The sequence below is a fragment of the New Jersey aster yellows phytoplasma genome (genome assembly GCF_002554195.1).
Lineage (GTDB): Bacteria > Bacillota_I > Bacilli_A > Acholeplasmatales > Acholeplasmataceae > Phytoplasma.
Genome location: NZ_MAPF01000054.1, coordinates 39071 through 57687 on the forward strand (window position 1 = coordinate 39071; position 18617 = coordinate 57687).

At 32.9% G+C, this 18617-nt stretch carries 14 protein-coding genes, 2 tRNA genes, 2 rRNA genes and 1 pseudogene; all 19 read right to left on the reverse strand.

The features are described from left to right. Window positions 1–5: 5 nt before the first annotated feature. Window positions 6–431 (reverse strand): 30S ribosomal protein S12, encoded by a 426-nt coding sequence (gene rpsL, locus BBA70_RS02370; RefSeq protein WP_252861591.1) that lies wholly within the window; start codon window positions 429–431, stop codon window positions 6–8. Between the two features lie 20 nt (window positions 432–451). Next, window positions 452–4508 (reverse strand): annotated as a pseudogene (gene rpoC, locus BBA70_RS02375) (DNA-directed RNA polymerase subunit beta'). A gap of 3 nt (window positions 4509–4511) precedes the next feature. Further along, on the reverse strand, window positions 4512–8333 hold the full coding sequence (locus BBA70_RS02380) for a DNA-directed RNA polymerase subunit beta (protein ID WP_011412742.1): 3822 nt from the start codon (window positions 8331–8333) through the stop codon (window positions 4512–4514). A gap of 165 nt (window positions 8334–8498) precedes the next feature. Beyond that, on the reverse strand, window positions 8499–8876 hold the full coding sequence (gene rplL, locus BBA70_RS02385) for a 50S ribosomal protein L7/L12 (RefSeq protein ID WP_041639870.1): 378 nt from the start codon (window positions 8874–8876) through the stop codon (window positions 8499–8501). Between the two features lie 44 nt (window positions 8877–8920). After that, window positions 8921–9430 (reverse strand): 50S ribosomal protein L10, encoded by a 510-nt coding sequence (rplJ, locus tag BBA70_RS02390; RefSeq protein WP_041639872.1) that lies wholly within the window; start codon window positions 9428–9430, stop codon window positions 8921–8923. Window positions 9431–9468: 38 nt separating this feature from the next. Beyond that, window positions 9469–10161, reverse strand: coding sequence for a 50S ribosomal protein L1 (rplA, locus tag BBA70_RS02395; RefSeq protein ID WP_011412745.1), 693 nt, complete (start codon window positions 10159–10161; stop codon window positions 9469–9471). 87 nt (window positions 10162–10248) lie between these two features. Continuing rightward, on the reverse strand, window positions 10249–10674 hold the full coding sequence (gene rplK, locus BBA70_RS02400) for a 50S ribosomal protein L11 (protein ID WP_011412746.1): 426 nt from the start codon (window positions 10672–10674) through the stop codon (window positions 10249–10251). 198 nt (window positions 10675–10872) lie between these two features. Next, window positions 10873–11472 carry a transcription termination/antitermination protein NusG gene (nusG, locus tag BBA70_RS02405; protein WP_011412747.1) on the reverse strand — a complete coding sequence of 200 codons (600 nt, stop codon included), beginning with the start codon at window positions 11470–11472 and terminating at the stop codon, window positions 10873–10875. A 1-nt stretch (window position 11473) separates the two neighbouring features. Beyond that, on the reverse strand, window positions 11474–11884 hold the full coding sequence (gene secE / locus BBA70_RS02410) for a preprotein translocase subunit SecE (protein WP_041639874.1): 411 nt from the start codon (window positions 11882–11884) through the stop codon (window positions 11474–11476). 17 nt (window positions 11885–11901) lie between these two features. Beyond that, a complete protein-coding gene (gene rpmG, locus BBA70_RS02415; RefSeq protein WP_041639877.1) occupies window positions 11902–12048 on the reverse strand; it encodes a 50S ribosomal protein L33 in 147 nt (48 codons plus the stop codon). A 270-nt stretch (window positions 12049–12318) separates the two neighbouring features. Further along, window positions 12319–12618 carry a TrmH family RNA methyltransferase gene (locus BBA70_RS02420; protein WP_252861592.1) on the reverse strand — a complete coding sequence of 100 codons (300 nt, stop codon included), beginning with the start codon at window positions 12616–12618 and terminating at the stop codon, window positions 12319–12321. Beyond that, a complete protein-coding gene (locus BBA70_RS02425; RefSeq protein WP_252861593.1) occupies window positions 12594–13025 on the reverse strand; it encodes a TrmH family RNA methyltransferase in 432 nt (143 codons plus the stop codon). The genes BBA70_RS02420 and BBA70_RS02425 overlap by 25 nt, the downstream gene beginning before the upstream one ends. Before the next feature lie 5 nt (window positions 13026–13030). Continuing rightward, a complete protein-coding gene (locus BBA70_RS02430; RefSeq protein WP_252861594.1) occupies window positions 13031–13816 on the reverse strand; it encodes a hypothetical protein in 786 nt (261 codons plus the stop codon). 35 nt (window positions 13817–13851) lie between these two features. Then, window positions 13852–15249 carry an HAD-IC family P-type ATPase gene (locus BBA70_RS02435; RefSeq protein WP_308495568.1) on the reverse strand — a complete coding sequence of 466 codons (1398 nt, stop codon included), beginning with the start codon at window positions 15247–15249 and terminating at the stop codon, window positions 13852–13854. A gap of 308 nt (window positions 15250–15557) precedes the next feature. Continuing rightward, window positions 15558–17705 carry a polyribonucleotide nucleotidyltransferase gene (locus BBA70_RS02440; RefSeq protein WP_252861595.1) on the reverse strand — a complete coding sequence of 716 codons (2148 nt, stop codon included), beginning with the start codon at window positions 17703–17705 and terminating at the stop codon, window positions 15558–15560. Window positions 17706–18001: 296 nt separating this feature from the next. After that, window positions 18002–18078: transfer RNA gene (locus tag BBA70_RS02445), tRNA-Asn, on the reverse strand. A 7-nt stretch (window positions 18079–18085) separates the two neighbouring features. Further along, window positions 18086–18161, reverse strand: a tRNA-Val gene (locus BBA70_RS02450). A 25-nt stretch (window positions 18162–18186) separates the two neighbouring features. After that, window positions 18187–18295, reverse strand: a 5S ribosomal RNA gene (gene rrf, locus BBA70_RS02455). 35 nt (window positions 18296–18330) lie between these two features. Then, window positions 18331–18617 (reverse strand): 23S ribosomal RNA (locus tag BBA70_RS02460); the annotation flags it as partial.

Below are 18617 nucleotides of genomic sequence, written 5' to 3' on the forward strand. Positions count from 1 at the left end.
TCTTTTTAATTGTAATTATTTTTTTCTTTAGGTAATTTAGAGCCGTACTTAGAACGACCCTGTTTGCGGTTAGCAACACCAGTAGCATCTAGAGCACCACGAACGATATGATAACGCACACCAGGAAGATCTTTTACGCGTCCACCGCGAACTAAAACAGAGCTATGTTCTTGTAATGAGTGTCCCACGCCTGGAATATAGGCAGTTACTTCAGAACCGTTACTTAGACGTACTCTTGCAAATTTACGTAAAGCTGAGTTAGGTTTTTTTGGGGTCATAGTAGTTACACGGAGACAAACTCCCATTTTTTGAGGAGAACTGTAATGTTTATTTTTTTGCAAAACATTAAAACCGTAACTTAATGCAGGTGCTTTAGTTTTGGAAGTTTTACTGCTACGACGTTTTTTGATTAATTGAGAAACAGTAGACATTTTTTATTTCCTTTCTTTTTTTAATTTTGGTTGGTTTTTTTAGTAAGCTCAGAAGTGGTTGCAGGTTCTTTTGGATATTTAAATAAAGTAGTTTCTAAAATTCCTGTTCCTGCAGGAATTAAGCCACCAATAATAACATTTTCTTTAAGTCCGTAAAGATGGTCAGTTTTCCCTTTGATGGCAGCATCGATTAGAATTTTGGTAGTTTCTTGAAAAGATGCAGCTGAAAGTAAAGAATCACTTCTTAAAGAAGAACGCGTAATTCCTAAAATAATAGGGCGTCCCACCGCTAAACGTTTTTTTCTTCTAACATTTTTAAATTAGCTTTTTTAAATTTATTAATAGTAATTTCTGTGCCAGGTAAAAGATGAGTATCACCTTCATCAATAATTAAAATTTGTTTAAACATTTGGTGAATAATAATTTCGATATGTTTGTCGCTGATATAAACATTTTGGGCGCGATAAACTTTTTGTACTTCTTCTAAGATGTATTTTTGAACCTCTGTTGTTCCTGCCACTCTTAAAAGTTCTTTTAGATCAACCGAACCAGAAGTTAGTTTTTGACCAGGATAAACAATGTTGTTTTTGCTTACTAAAATATCAACATTAGGTTCCAAAATATAACGGTGTTCTGTGTCAGGGTCATTTTCTTCTGTAATTACAATTTCTGGATTTTGGGAACGGATTTTATCAATTTTTTTGATTTTTCCTTTTAATTCACTAATTAGCGCTTTTCCTTTAGGTTTGCGTACTTCAAATAATTCTTCGATCCTTGGAAGACCTTGAGTAATATCTGAGGCAGAAGCAACTCCACCAGTATGGAAAGTTCTCATAGTTAATTGAGTTCCTGGTTCACCGATGGATTGAGCAGCAATAACACCAACAGCTTCGCCAATTTCTACTAATTTGTTAGTAGCTAGATTTACGCCATAGTCTTTGGCACAAATACCATATTCACAATTACAAGTTAAAATACTTCTAATAGGAACTTTTTTAATTTTGGCAGTAATAATTTCTTGTGCTTTAGACTCGATAATTAATTCATTACGCGCTACAATAAGGGTGTTGGTTTTGGGGTGACAAATGTCGCAACTAGCAAAGCGTCCCATAATGCGTTTTTTGAGAGATACAATTTCTTTGCCATCACTCATCATAGCTTCCACAATAAACCCGCGGTCACTATTACAGTCTTCTTTAATAACGACAATATCTTGAGTTACGTCAACTAAACGACGTGTTAGATAACCTGACTCAGCTGTTTTGAGGGCAGTATCAGTTGAACCTTTACGGGCGCCGTGAGTAGAGATAAAAAACTCAGAAACTTTCAGACCTTCTCGGAAAGAAGCTTTAACAGGGACTTCAATAATTTCACCTTTAGGGTTATTCATTAATCCTCTCATCCCTGCTAATTGAGTAAAGTTAGAAACACTACCACGCGCTCCACTTTCGCTCATCATAAAAATGTGGTTGTCTTGTTTGAATTCTTTCATCAAACCTTCTTGAATTTCATCACGAATAGTTTTCCATTCGTTAATTACTAAACGACGACGTTCGGCATCTGTTAAAAAACCATCTTTATGCCAAGTCTCAATTTGAATATTGCGGGTTTCTACTTCTTGTAACAATTCTTGTTTATTGGAGTAAGTATTGATGTCTGCAAATGAAACTGTAATTCCTGCAATGGTGGAATACTTGAAACCTAAGTTTTTGATATGATCTAGCATTTTAGAAGTTTCTGTAATTTTCATTTGTTTGAAAAAACATGCAATAATCATAGATAGGAATTTTTTGTTGAAAGGTTTGGGGTGGGAAGTTTTTTAAGAATTGTTTGGGGTTGGTTCCTGGGGGTAAAAAATAAGCATCAGGGGTTTTAACATCCAAATTAAACTGGGTTGGTTCATTAATGTAGGGGAAGCTTGGAGGCAAAATGTCATTAAAAATTAATTTTCCTAAAGTAGTCATTAAATATTTTTGACGTTGTTCTTCGGTAAATGATAAATTAATTGTTTGTGGTTTGATAAAAATTCTTGTATGAAGATGGATTTCTTTATTTTGATAAGCAGTTTTGGCTTCGTTGATATCAGCAAAAAAGGTTCCTTCATTACGATGTTTGAATTGGTGTTCTGCAGTTCTTTGGGCAGAATCATAACTGTTTATAGTACGATCTTTTTTTCTTCAATCGTTAAATAGTAATTCCCTAAAACCATATCTTGTGAAGGAGTTACTACTGGATTACCATTTTTAGGGTCTAAAATATTGTTCGAAACAAGCATCAATAAGCGTGCTTCAGCCTGCGCTTCTAAAGAAAGAGGAACATAAATTGCCATCTGGTCGCCATCGAAATCGGCATTAAAGGCAGGCGTAACTAAAGGATGTAAGCGAATGGCTTTGCCGTCAATTAATTTAGGATCAAAAGCTTGAATTCCTAAACGGTGTAGCGTTGGGGCGCGGTTTAAAAGAACTGGGTGTTCTTTGACTACTTCTTCTAAGGCGTTCCAAACCTCTTCATTCATTTTTTCATAAATGGTGTTAGCGTTTTTTTTATCGATACCTTTGGTTTCTTGTAATTTTTTCAAAATGAAAGGTTTGAACAAAATAATTGCCATTTCACGAGGCACGCCGCATTGGTGCATTTCTAAATCAGGACCTACAATAATTACGGAGCGTCCCGAATAATCAACTCTTTTGCCTAAAAGATTTTGACGGAAACGCCCTTGTTTGCCACGTAGCATTTCGGATAAAGATTTAAGTGGACGGTTTTTTTCGACATTGTTAACGTTTTTTTGCTAGTTTTGGTATTATCAAACAAAGCATCAACTGCTTCTTGTAGCATTCTTTTTTCGTTTTTAATGATTAAACGAGGAGCTTTTTGGAGCATTTGTTTTTTTAAACGATTGTTGCGATTAAGGATACGGCGGTAAAGATCGTTAACTTCAGTAGTGGCAAAACGACCACCATCTAAAGGAACCATCGGTCTTAATCCTGGAGGCAATACAGGAATAACATCCATTACCATCCATTCAGGTTTGTTGTCTGATTGATGAAAAGATTCGATGATTTCTAGTCTTTTAATGATGCTTTCTCTTTTTTGTTTGGAATTTTCCGATAAAGATTTGCGAAGGACTTTGATAGTTTTTTCTAAGTTGAGATTTTCTAGTAATTTTTTAACCGCTTCGGCACCTGTTAAAGCTACAAAAGTGTTTCCAAATTCATAAAGAGCTTCACTGTATTGGGTTTCTGTAATAATTTCTTTAGGTTTGAATTCAGTTTTTCCAGGATCAATTACAACGTAAGAAACATAATAAACTATTTCTTCTAATTGTTTAGTTTTGATATTTAAAAGAATAGCTAAACGGCTGGGAGAAGAATTAAGGTACCAAGTGTGAACGATTGGAGTTTGTAATTCAATGTGCCCCATTCTTTCACGACGCACTTTGGTTTCGGTAAATTCAACTCCACATTTGTTACAAAATTGACTTTTGATACTGACTTGTTTTTTAGAACAAGCACATTGGAAATCAACTACTGGGCCAAAAATCTTTTGACAAAATAATCCTGATATCTCTGGTTTATAGGTCCGATAGTTAATTGTTTCGTAGCTGGTAACCTCACCATAAGACCACTGTCTGATTTCTTCAGGAGCAGCTAAACGGATTTTAAAATAATCATAATCTCTACTACCGTATTCTTTATCAGATGAAATAGAAGGAAAATGATTATATAACTTAAATAGGTCGTTTAGTTTTTGAAAAGCAAGGGGATTGGTTTCAAATGATTTTGTAAGGACAGCCATTTTAGTTTGCAAAAGATCTTGAAAATCTTCCATTCCTAGTTCAGTAAGGATGTTAATAACAGCCTCACTCAAATCTAGATTTTGTAAATTGCGAGGTAAGGCAAAGTTTTTGAGGATAGGCAAAACCTCTAAAAAAGCTTCTTGCAGTAAAAGCCTCAACTCTTCTAAAGTAAAAGTGTTAAAATCCTCCAAAGTATTGATTCCAGAAAGTTTTAATTTTTCTAAAACTGGAGACGAAAGATTTAAAGTTTCTACTGAAGTAAATAATCTATTATCACTCATCTTTTAATTATAACCTTCCTTTTTGTAATCAATTAAGGATTTATTAACTTCATTTTCTTTAGTATCGGTTTTAATTAATTCTACGTACAATCCTAAAGATTGCAATTCTTTAATAAAAACTCGAAAACTTTCAGGAATACTTGGTTTAGGTAGTTGAGTTCCTTGAACGATGGCGCTATAAGTTTTATTTCTACCTACAATATCATCGCTTTTGACTGTTAAAATTTCTTGTAAGGTGTGAGCAGCTCCATAAGCATAAAGTGCCCATACTTCCATTTCACCGAAGCGTTGTCCACCGTTTTGAACTTTTCCTCCCATAGGTTGTTGGGTAACTAAAGTGTATGGTCCTACGTTTCTGGCGTGGAGTTTGTCATCTACCATGTGAGATAATTTAACCATATACATAACTCCTACAGAAATACGACTGTCATAAGGTTCGCCGGTGCGTCCGTCATATAAAACCATTTTGCCATCAGGTTCTAAATTGGCTTCTTTCATGATTTCTTTAAGGTCGTAGTCATTAACGCCATCAAAAACAGGAGTTGCCACTTTGATGCCTAATTTTTTGGCAGCCATTCCTAAATGGATTTCTAAAATTTGTCCAATGTTCATCCTACTAGGAACCCCTAAAGGATTTAACATGATGTCAATTGGAGTTCCGTCTGCCATATAAGGAAGATCTTCTTTAGGTAAAATACGAGAAATTACACCTTTGTTCCCGTGACGTCCTGCCATTTTATCGCCTTCGTTGATTTTACGTTTTTTAGCGATGAAAACACGGATGTTTTCGTTGACACCAGCAGGAAGAACATCACCATTTTTTCTGGAGAAATAATGAACACTTTGGACGATGCCTCCTTCACCAAAAGGAACTCTTAAAGAAGAGTCTTTATATTCGCGGGCTTTTTCACCGATTACGATTTGAATTAATTTTTCAGAAGGAGAAGGCTCGATATTTCCTTGAGGAGTGATTTTACCTACTAAAATATCGCCTTCTTTAACTTCAGAACCAGGAATAATAATTCCTCTTTCGTCAAGGTTTTTAATAGCATCAGCGCCCACGTTAGGGACTTCTCTAGTGATTTCTTCTTGACCGCTACCTTTTTTTAATTCTCTAGTTTGGACTTCATATTTATCAATGTGGATGGAAGTGTAGACATCGTGTTTGACTAATTCTTCTGACATAATGATGGCATCTTCATAGTTATAACCTTCCCAAGTCATAAAAGCCACTGTAACATTTCTGCCAAGTGCTAATTCGCCTTGAGATGTAGAAGGTCCACTTACTAAAATATCGCCTTCATTGATATGTTCTCCCAAAACTACAATCGGTTTTTGCAACACTAAAGTATCTTGATTGGATTTGGCAAAGTTGATGAGGGTGTATTCAGCTTGGTATTCTTTATGGTTGTTTTCGTATAAAACCTTGGCTTGGGTATAGGTAAATTCTTGGGTGGTATCGTAAAGGGTTTTACCATTTAATGAAACAGTTTGGTTGGGTTTTTTGGTGATAATTATTTTTTGAGCATCAACATAAGTAACAAACCCTGATTCACGGGCAATAATTAAACAACCTGAGTCTTTGGCAGCGCGATATTCAACACCTGTTCCTACAATAGGCGATTCAGGAATTAATAAAGGGACTGCTTGACGTTGCATATTAGCTCCCATTAAAGCTCTGGAAGCATCGTTGTGTTCTAAAAAGGGAATCGAAGAAGTTGCAACAGAGACAATTTGTTTAGGGGAAACGTCAGCATATGTTATTTGGTTTCTTTCGAAAATGCCTGTTTCGCCGTTGCTACGAGCAATTATTTTTTTATCTTGAAAAGAATTATTGGCATCCAAAACAAACCCAGCTGAGGCAATAATTTCTTCTTTTTCTTGGTCAGCTGTTAAATAGTCTATGTCCCGCGAAAGGGTAGTTTTTCCGTCTTGTTGCAAAACCTTAAAAAAAGGAGTTTGGATAAAACCGTACTTATTGACTTTGGCATAAGTGGAAAGGGATGTTATAAGTCCAATGGAAGGTCCTTCGGGAGTTTCGATGGGACATAATCTGCCGTAGTGGGAATTGTGCACGTCGCGAACTTCAATGCCTGCGCGGTCACGATTAATTCCTCCGATACCTAGAGCTGATACCCTTCTTTTTTGCGTCAATTCTGCTAAAGGATTGATTTGATCCATGAATTGTGATAAACGTGAGTTTGTGAAAAAAGTTTTGATTACACTCATTAAAAAAGTAAAATTAACTAGGTCACCTGGACCGTTAACTTCACCGAATTTGCTAGTAGAAATCATATCTTTGATATTTTTTTCAGCTCTGGTAAGACCAATTCGAAATTGGTTTTTTAACAATTCTCCAATTAATCTTAAACGACGATTACCTAAATGATCGATATCATCAACAGTGCCTACGTTTTCATAAAGATTCAAATAATAATTAATGCTTGCAATAACATCTGATAAAGTAATGTGTTTTTTGGTTTCTCTTTGGTCGTTTCCAATAAGTTTGACTTTGTTATATAACTTGCCTGATTCGTCTTTTGAAGTATAGACTTCTAAAATTTCGTTAAAAACTCCTTGACGGTCTGCTTCTTTTTGATAAATATCTTTAGTTCCTAAGAAAAATTTAGATACTTTTTCGTCAAGAGTGTGAATATTGTGTCTTAAATGATTGATAATATCGTCGTTAACTAAAGTATCTTTAGCTACTAAAACTTCACCAGTACGAGAGTTGATGATGTTAGTTTTGGTGAATAATTCATTTTTTTGAGGATATTTTTTATATGCTAAAATCTCTTCATCAGTTTCGTTTTCTAAATTGTGTTTAGCATCAAAGATTTCTTGAAGCAAAAAATGACGATTTTGTTTCAGGATTGCAATTTTTTCTTTGGTTAAAAGTTCATCTTGTGCAATCATTATTTCTTGGTTTTCAGGATTGACAAAATCACAAGCTAAATAAGTGTTTTCAGCTCGAGTAAGAACGTCTAGTTTTTTGTTAAATTTATATCTTCCAACTTTAGCCAGGTCGTATTTTTTTTGATCAAAAAGTCTTGTTCTGATGAAATCTCTGGCAGTGTCGACAGGAACTTTTTCGCCTTGACGGATTTTAGAATACAACTCTACCAAGGCGTTATCTGAGTCCATATCAGTTTCTTTATCAAAAACAGAATCAAGAATAGCACTTTTACCAAAAACATTTTCGATTGCTTCTTTGCTGTCAAATCCTAGAGCATAAATAAAATTAGACAAAGGGATTTTTTTGGAACGATCTAGTTTGGCATACAAAATTTCTTTAGAACCTTCTTCGTATTCGATCCAAGCACCACGTGAAGGAATTACTTGTCCAGAATAAATGGTTCTATTGAGTTTGATGTCAAAATTGCCTGCAAAATAAACACTAGCGGAACGTACAATTTGAGAAACTACTACTCTTTCAGTACCATTGATGATAAAAGTGCCAGTAGAAGTCATTAGAGGCAATTCAGTAAGCAAAATATTGCTTTGTTTAGTTTCGCCAGTTAAAACATTTTCTAAAGTAGTTTTGACAAATAATTGGGCAACATAACTTATATCTTTAATTTTAGTTTCTTCAATGCTATATTTTGGAGGCGTTAAAAAATAATCATCAAAGTGAATTTTTAAATCCCCATTGTAACTTTCAATAGGACAAAAATCCTGCAATAATTCTTTAATACCGTGTTTTAAAAACCAATCAAAAGATTGGTTTTGAATTTCAATTAAATTGGGCAAATCAACATCATAAATTGTTTTAGAATAATTACGACGTTGTGCTTTTTTGCCATATTTGACATTATGATAACCCATCTTATGCTCCTATAAATTATTAATTGGTAGTTTATTTTGCCAAAATTTTTATTTTTAATTGTGTCTTTGCAATTTTTTTTGGGGTTGAGGTATAAAAATAAAAACAATGCAAGACTAAAAAACCTGAGAAAACTCAGGTTTTTATATTACTTACAAGATAATAATTTATTGAAGTTCAACAACAGCTCCAGCTTGTTCTAACTTGTTTTTAATATCTTCTGCTAAAACTTTAGAGACATTTTCTTTTACTTTGGAACCAGGAACTTTAACAAAATTAGCAGCATCTAGCAAACCTAATCCCGTTACTTCGCGTACTGTTTTGATAACAGCAAGTTTCTTTTTTTCATCAAAACTTTTCATAACTACTGTGAATTCGGTTTTTTCTTCTACTTCAGCTGCATTATTTGCTCCAGGAGCTGCAACTGCTAAAGCAGTTGGGTCAATTCCAAAATCTTCTTTTAAACCATCTAATAATTCTTTAATCTCTAATAAAGACATTTCTTTTAAAGCTGATACAAAAGCTTCTTTCGTTAACTTAGCCATGTCAATCTCCTTTGTTATAATCTTTTCACTCATAAATTATTTGTTTATTGTTCGGGGTTTTCTTGTTCTTTTGTTTTTGCTAACATATTTAGGCCAATTGCTAAATATTGCAAAGGCGCAAACATTGAAATAGCTAAAAGCGTTAACATTTGTTCTTTTGAAGGCAAAGTAGCTAAGGTGTTTATTTCTTGCAAGGAGACAATTTTTTGTTCCACGACGCCAGAAACTATTTTAACTGCTTTGGTTTTTTTAGCAAAATTATAAATTGTTTTGATTGGTTCTAATAATTCTTGAGGACTAATAATTAAAGCTTTTGTTCCTTTTAAAAAGTTAACTAAATCAGCTTGTTTGGCATTAGCAACAGCTCTTTGCATGATGTTTTTGGGATATACTTTTACTTCGCAAGTAGATTTTTTTAACTCACGACGCAGTTGCATAAAAGAGCTTACCGGCAAACTTGAATATTCAAAAATAATAACTGTTTTAGCAGTGCTAATTTTTTCTTGCAAAACAGCAACTGAATCTATTTTTTTGGCTAACTGAGGTTTTATCATGATTATGCCCTTTCCTTCCTTCAAAATTTTTATCTTGATTATTGTGAAATTGTAACAGGGTCAATTTTAATACCTGGTGCCATAGTTGTTGAAATAGTAACACTTTTAATGTAAGTGCCTTTCACTGTACGAGGTTTAACAGCCATCAATTGAAGATATAAAGTTTTTAAGTTTTCTAGTAATTTTGCCTCATCAAAAGAAACCTTACCTAATATGGTATGAATATTACCACTTTTGTCTAGGCGGTATTCAATTTTACCATTTTTAATTTCTTTGACTGCTTGTAAAACATCATTTGTTACAGTGCCTGTTTTAGGGTTAGGCATTAGCCCTTTGGGTCCTAAAAGACGCCCTAATTTACTTAATTGTGGCATCATTTCAGGAGTAGCAACTAAGACATCAAAATCAAACCAGTTTTTGGCAATTTTATCAATTAAATCTTGATCGCCTACGTAATCGGCTTGAGCCTCTTGTGCTTGTTTTGCTTGTTCTCCTTTAGCAAGAACTGCTACTTTTAAGACTTTACCAGTGCCATGTGGCAAAACCAAGGCTCCTCTTAAATTTTGATCAACTTTTTTAAGATCTAAATTTAGATGAAAAGCGCATTCTACCGTAGCATCAAATTTAGCAACTTGAGTTTGTTTAGCTAAGCTAATAGCTTCTTGAAGCGGATATGTTTTTTTAACATCAAAAATTCGTAATGATGTTAAATATTTTTTGCCTCGTTTCATTGCAGTAATTCCTTTCACAAAACAACTTGATATTTTTTAGAAATTTTTTTAATTTGAAATTTGAATAATTGGGGGTAAAAAATTATTTTAATCTTTTACTAAAATTCCCATATTGCGAGCTGTGCCTTCAATGATTTTGCAAGCTTTTTCAACGCAATAAGCATTTAGATCTGAAAGCTTTAAATTAGCAATTTCTTCTACTTGTTTGTGTGTTATAGTAGCTACTTTAGTTTGGCTTGCATTGGCAGAACCAGATTCAATTTTAGCAGCTTTTTTTAAAAGATCGCTTGCTGGAGGAGTTTTAGTTACAAAAGTAAATGTTCTGTCCTCATAAACAGAAATGATAACAGGGATAACGAAACCCATTTGATCTTTAGTTGTTTCGTTAAATTGGGAACAAAAAGAAGGAATATTAACTTGGGCTTGTCCTAAAGCAGGTCCTACTGGAGGAGCCGGATTAGCTTTTCCTGCAGGAATTTGTAATTTTACCGTTTTAACAACTTTTTTAGCCATAAAAAACCTTTCTTTGGAACGAGGACTTTAAATAAAAAACTTAATAATTTGAGTCGTTTATTCTTTGTTTGCGTTTCATTAAATTTAGAATATTGTTGATATTGTCACATAAAAAAATATGATAAAAATTTTTAGACAACTTATTTTAACATAAATTTTAAATATTTGTTAAAAAAATGTTAGAAATTGTGAAAAAAGTTAAAATATTTCTTTGAAGTCGTTGAAAGAAATTTCTACTGGAGTTGCTCTACCAAACAAATCTACTTCCAATATCATTTTTTCACGGTCTGCATCAATACTTGATACTTGCCCTATTTGACCCACAAAAGAACCAGAAATGATTTCTACTTTTTTGCCGATGAATTTTTTATAATCGGGTTTGTTGATGATACCCATTTTTAATAAAACGGGATTGATTTCGTTTTCAGATAAAGGAACTGGTTTAGAACCCATCCCGCTTGAACCTAAAAAACCAGTAATTCTCGGAGTGTTTCTGACAACAAACCAAGATCGGTCAGTAATCATCATTTGAATAAAAACGTATCCAGGATACATTTTACGCTCTTTTTTAACCTTTTTTCCATCCAAACGAGTTTCATAATATTCTTCTTTAGGAGACAAAACATTAGATACTAAATCACCTATGCCAATGCTTTCGACTCTTCTTAACAAATCATCTTTTACAACGTTTTCATAACCTGAATAAGTTTGGGCAATATACCATTTAAGGTGGCATGTGTTTTGGAATTCTTTTTCTTGCGCTTGTGTCTCTTTTATTTGTTTTTCCGCTTTATTCATTTTATTTGCTCAACAAATTTTTGATTTCGACACAAAATTTGGTTAATTTGCCAATAACATAAGAATCTATGGTATGAACAAAAAGGATTAAGAACAATGTGAAAAAAATAACTTGTAATGTGTTAAACAAAATTTGTTTTAAGGAAGGCCAGATAATGTTACAAATTTGCAAAAATGCATCTTTGAAAAAAGAAAATGAACCTATCGCGAAAATAAAAAAACTCAAAAGAACTAAAGCACAAGGAAATGTCCAATGCATAGTTTCAAAATGTTTTGTTTGCCATAATTGTCCACAAAGAGCAAGAGACAAAATAGAAGTGATAATTAGTAAAATATTGAGCCAACTATATTCTCTTTTGATTACTTCTAATAACTGATTTTTTTTGTTTTCGCTTACTATTTTAATTCCCATAAAGTTAAAAAACTCCTTTACTTGGTTTCTTGATGCAAAGTGTGTTTGTCGCAATAAGAGCAATATTTTTTTAAAGTTAAACGTTTTGAGTTTTGATTTGCTCGTGGTTTGGTGTTGTAATTTCGGTTTAAACACAAAACACAAACTAAAATATTTTTTTTCAAAAAAATAGCTCCTTTTATGTTAGAAAGTTTAAAAAAATTAATTTAATTTTCAAAACATCTTTTTTTATTATATCATAAATCAGTGTTTTTATGAAAAAAATAAAATACAAAAATTGCTTTGTGCAAAAAATTATACCGCAAAAAGAAAATATTTGGAATATTGGATGAAAGATGTTAAGAAAACTAAAAGCAAACCCAAATTAGATTAATGATTAACTGCTTAAAAAAATAAGTTATTGATTGGTTTGCTTTTTGGAGAGGGGCTAAGGGTTAATTATCACCAAAAATAAAAGTGGAGTAGATCATTAGTGCAGCAGCAACACTTACATTTAAAGAATTGATTTTTCCATACATAGGAATTTTAACCAACAAATCACATTGCTTTTTTAATAAATGTCTAATGCCCGTTCCTTCGTTACCAACAATAATGCCCAAGGAACTGTTTTTAGGGATTTGGTGAAAGGATTGGGAAGAATTGCTATCGGTGCCAACGATTAAGACTTGATTTTTTTTCAGTTTTAAAATGGTTTGATGCAAATTGGTAACTAAAAAAACTTTAGTGTATTCCAAAGCACCACAAGAAATTTTGGCAACTGTAGAATTGAGTGGGACTTGATTTTTTTACTCATAATAACACCATCCAAAGCACAAGCTTCAACAGTTCTTAAAATCGCTCCTAAGTTATGAGGGTCATTAATTGCGTCTAAAATTAAGAATTTTTGGAATTTAGTAGAATCTAGATAAGTGTCTAGATCGTAAAAAGTGTAATCACAAACATTGGCAGCGATTCCTTGATGGGTTTTTTGTTTGGTTAGATCATATAAAAACTTTTTGTCAACTAATTGATAAGCGATATTGTGCTTTTGCAAAAACATTATAAAAAGATGGTCTTTAATTTTTTCATCTAAATATAGTTGATAAATTTTTCTCTGAGCTTTAATTGCTTCTTTGATGGGGTTTTTTCCGTAAATAATCATATTAATTATTTGTTTTCTTTCGATTTTGTAGTTTTTGTTGGGCGTGTCTTTTGAGAGATTTGGGTTATGATAAGGGATAAAATGATGATTAAAACTAATAAAAATTTTTCAAGATTACCAAATTGCGACATTTCTTCAAAAACATCCAAAATAAATGAAGCTGTAGTAAATCCCGTTAACATTGCTAAAAATAAAAGTAATTTAGTTAGATTCAAAGGTTTAGAAATTCTAAATAAAACAATAAATAAAATGAAAGTGGAGAGTAAAATTACAAAATTAGAAACTATTTCTAATTGTTTGAAATCGGGAGAGTGGGTTGATGTAAAACCAATTTGCAAACCAAAAGTTAAGACATAACTAATAAAAGCTAGACTTGCATAAGGAAAGGCTTTTTTGAGATTGTTAAGTAAAAAGTTTTCACTGATAATTTCGTTATTTTTTTCAAAAGATAAAAAAAGCGAAGGAATGCCAATTGACCAATAGTCCATGACAAATTGCAATTTCAAAGGGGATAACGGATAGTAGCAAGGAAGCCTTAAAAAATTAAAGAAAATAACAGCAATTGCAAGCATAAAAGCAATAATAGTTTTGGTAAAAAACAAAATAGAGATTTTATCTAAATTGTTAATAATTCTTCTACCTTCAAAAACTACTTTAGGCATGGAAGAAAAATTAGAATCCATCAAAACTAAATTAGCAATATTACAAGTAGCTTGGCTACCTGATGCCATTGCAATGGAAAGATCGGCTTCTTTTAGGGCTAAAATATCATTTACACCATCGCCTGTCATGGCAACTTTTTGTCCTGTTTGTTTAAAAGTTTGAATTAAGATTTTTTTTGTTGGGGTGAAGTTCTTCCAAAAACATTGTATTGAGTAGCTATTTGGATGACTTCTTGATCAGAAAGCCCTTCTAAACTGATGGTTTTATAAGCATCAATAATACCTACTCTTTGAGCTATTTGAGAAACTGCAACATGATTATCACCAGAAATTACTTTAACACAAACGCCATTTTTCTGAAAAAAATCAATGGTAGTGACTGCGTCTTTTTTAATGGTATCTTCAATGATAATTAAAGCTAAAGGGATGCATGGTATGTCATGTAATTTTTGGTGTTTACAAGTTATTTGAGAAATACAAGGCTCAGCGCTTTTAGCTAATAAAAGTACTCGATAACCTAATTGGGTATGAGTTTCAAAATCTTTTTTAATAAGATGAAAATTGTTTTTTAAAATAAATTCAGGTGCGCCCAAAAAAATGGTTCCTAAATTTTTAAACTCAACTGCACTATATTTTCTTGCGCTGGAAAAAGGAAGGCTTTGGGAGATTTGATAAAGGGTTGAAGGAGCAAAAGTGTTGGGGCTAAATTTGTTTATTAAAGCATTATAAGTGCTATTAGAAGTGGGACAAGCAGATAAAAAAGAGTTCATTAATTTAGCAAAATCAAATTCTTTAGGGTGATAAGGAATAACTTTTTTAACTTGCATAGTACCATCAGTAATAGTTCCTGTTTTGTCGAGGCATAAAGTGTTTATTTGAGCTAACATTTCGATTCCAAATAGATTTTGGGCATAAGTTTTTTGTTTTGCTAAACGTACAAAACCTACTGCCAAAGAAATGTTGGTCAGCAAAAAAAGCCCCAAAGGAAGCATTGCTATCATCATGCCACACAAACCTAGTAAGGAATTTTGCCTGAAATCTGATATTTTATTATTTTCTTTATTAAAAGCAAAAAAGGCTAAAATAATAGCAAAAAGTGTGACAAAAATAATGATTGTTTTGATTAACGAAGATAAACTTTGCATCAAAGGAGTGATCGGTTTTTTGTATTTTTTAGCTTCTTGAGAAACTTTCTCAATATACATATCACTTCCTACGGCTACAATTTCGGCATAACTTTGACCTGATACCACGTAGCTACCAGAATATAAAAAATCGTTTTCTTTTTTAACAACTAATTTAGATTCACCAGTTAGAAGCGATTCGTTAACTTCTAAAACACCCGATTTTACCTTGGCATCAGCTACAATTTGTTCGCCTGCTTCCAAAAATAAAAGATCTTCTAAAACCAAATCAGAAGAAAAAACTTTTTCTTTTTGGCTATTTCTTATTACTTGGGAATAGCTTTTCATCAACAAAGATACTTTGTCAAGAGTTATTTTAGCTTTAATTTCTTGAATAACGCTAATAAAAAAATTGGTTAAAGAAACTACTAAAAAAATAAATGTTCATATTGTTCTATGAAAATAATGATTAATGCTACAATTAAAATCAACAAATTAAGATAATTTAAGAAATTACTAAATAAGATATCTTTAATGCTTTTAGAATTTTTATAGTTAGAAGCATTAACTTGACCCGCATTTTTTTTTGTTCTACTTGCTTGTTAGTTAGCCCTTTAAGGTTTTTTTTGTTGCGATATTGGGATTATTTAAAGATTCATTCATGCACAAACCACCACACTTTTCTTAAATAATATCGGCATTTTTAATAAATTAATGCGTATTGGTAATAATTTTTGAAAGCAAAACTAAGAGTTTTTTTCTTTTGTTTTTTTGGGCAAAAGCAAAAAATCAATTCTTCCGCGTTCGTTGATTTTGGTGCATTTAACCAAAACTGTTTCACCTATTTTTAAAACATCGGTGATTTTTTGAAATTTCATTTTATTAACGTGGATAAGCCCTTCGATTCCTGGACAAACTTGTGCCACAGCTCCAATCATTTTTCCTTGTTTATCACTTAAAAAACGTAAAATAGAGGCTTGATAGCAAGTGCCTACTTGAATTTCTTGGATTAAACTTTCAATAAAAGCGACTGTTTTTTTAACTGTTTCTAAGTTGGAATGCATTACAAAAACGCGTCCGTCTTGTTCAATATCAATTTTTACACCATCATGAGATTCAATAATTTGATTGATGATTTTGCCACCACTTCCGATAATATCACGAATTTTTTCTGGTTTTATTTGCATCATACAAACTTTAGGGGCGTACTTTGAAACTTCTAAACGAGGTTGAGAAATTGTTTGGTTCATTTGTTCTAAAATATGAAGGCGTCCTTTTTTGGCTTGTAAAAAAGCTTCTTGCAAAATTTTAAAAGGGATCCCTTGGATTTTAAGATCCATTTGTAAAGCAGTAATTCCTTTGTTGGTACCTGCTATTTTTAAATCCATGTCTCCAACGTGGTCTTCTAAACCTTGGATATCACTTAAAATAACGTATTTATTGGTTTCTTGGTCAAAAACTAATCCTACTGAAATTCCTGCAACGGCTTTTTTTAAAGGAACCCCTGATGCCATTAATGCCAAAGAAGAAGAGCAAACAGTGGCTTGAGAAGAAGAACCGTTAGATTCTAGAATTTCAGAAACTACTCTAATAGTGTAGGGAAAATCTTTTTCTTCGGGCAAAACTTGAGATATGGCTTTTTCGGCAAGAGTGCCGTGTCCGATTTCTCGTCTGCTAGGAGCAGTATAACGACCAACTGCACCAACTGAAAAAGGAGGAAAGTTATAATGAAGCATAAAACGTTTATTTTGTTCGTCACTTAGACCGTCAATAATTTTGCTTTCTGATAAACAGCCCAAGGTCACTGCAGCAAGGCTTTGAGTTTTTCCTCTGGTAAACAAAGCAGAACCATGAGCGCGGGGCAACAAATCAATTTGGGATTCGAGGGTTCTTATTTCTTCTAATTCTCTTTTATCTGGTCGTATTTTTTCTTGTAAAATTAAAGAACGCATTTCTTGTTTGGATAATTTTTGAAATAAGTTTTCTGTTATTTGTAAATGTTTTTTGTGGGCTTCGTAATCAAAAACAGTAATAGCGTCAATAGTTTTGAAAAAAGGAGTTTGTTTGGCTTGGTCTAGGATTTGTTCTTTTAATTGTTGTAAATCATTTTTGCTATTGCAACTTAAAATAGCTTGTTTAACTTGGGAATGGTTTTTAGCAAAAAAGGATTGTTGTTGAATTTGTTCAGTTTGATGCAAGGTTTTTGTCATTTTGACAGGTGCAAATTGTTGCTTGATATTTTCTTGAAATAAGCACAGTTTTTTAATGTATTGGTGTGCAAAATTAATGGCTTCTAAAAAGTCTTGTTCGCTAACTTCATTGGCGTGTGCTTCTATCATAGTAACGTTGTGTTTGGTGCCTGCAACAATCAAATGTAGAGTAGAATTGGCAAGTTGTTGCAAAGTGGGATTGATGATAAATTCATTGTTGATTTTTCCTACATAAACTCCAGAAATGGCTTCAAAAAAGGGTATTTCAGAAATCAATAAAGAAAGAGAGCTTCCAAGCATAGAGGCAAGTTCGCTTTTAAAATCAGGGTCTAAGCTTAAAACTGTATTAATTACTTGAACTTCTTGTTGAAAATAATCAGGGAATAATGGGCGTAATGAACGGTCAATGAGGCGTGAAGTGAGGATTTCGTGGTCGTTGGAACGCCCTTCGCGGCGTAAAAAACTGCCAGGAATTTTTCCAGCAGCGTATAATTTTTCTTGATAAATAACAGTAAGAGGTAAAAAATCAAGATTATTGGGTTTACGACTAAAAACCATAGTTGTAAGAACCACTGTATCTTGGTAGCGCACTAAAATAGAAGAATCAACGTTTCTGGCGTAAGTTCCTATTTCAACTTGAAAAGAATCTTTTAAATTAGTAGTTTCAAAAACTTTTTTTAACACTTGAGATACTCCTTTAAGTAACTTGGTTGGGGTGACAATTTTGGATGTGATAAAAAAATATATAAAAATAAAAAGCTAGAGTTTGAATTGATTTCAACAAACTAGCTTAATAATTAGATAATTATTTTAATTTTAAGTGATATTTATAAAAAATCAATTTAAAATTATTTTCTTAAAAAAAGAGAATTTTGTTAAAAAAATAAGTCAATTATTGATTGTAAAATTGACTTAATAAATTAGAAAATACTAATTTAAAAAATGGGTTTCAAGGACAAAAGAAAAAACACAACAAAAGATGGCGCCCACGCTAGGACTCGAACCTAGGACCCTCTGATTAACAGTCAGATGCTCTAACCAACTGAGCTACGTAGGCAAATTTTTGGTAGAGGATGAGGGACTTGAACCCCCGACATTCTGCTTGTAAGGCAGACGCTCTCCCAACTGAGCTAATCCTCTTTTTTATTCTTTTTTATAAAGCAAACCTTGGCACTCCCTATCTTCGCTCAATAAAGAACTATTGTCAGTACTAAGGACTTAACTGCTGTGTTCGGGATGGGAACAGGTGTTGCCCCTTAGTTTTATGCACCAAGGATCTTTCAAAACTAGATAAACGTTGGTATTTAAAAAATCAAAGTCAATGGGTCTATTAGTACTAGTCAGCTGAAAAGATCACTCTTCTTACACCTCTAGCCTATCAACCTGATAGTCTTTCAGGGACCTCATAGGGAAATCTCATCTTAAGGGGGGCTTCACACTTAGATGCTTTCAGTGTTTATCCCTTCTATACATAGCTACTCAGCTGTGGCTCTGGCGAACCAACTGAAACACCAGCGGTATATCCATCCCGGTCTTCTCATACTAGGGACAGTTCCTTTCAAATTTCCAACGCCCACGACGGATAGAGACCGAACT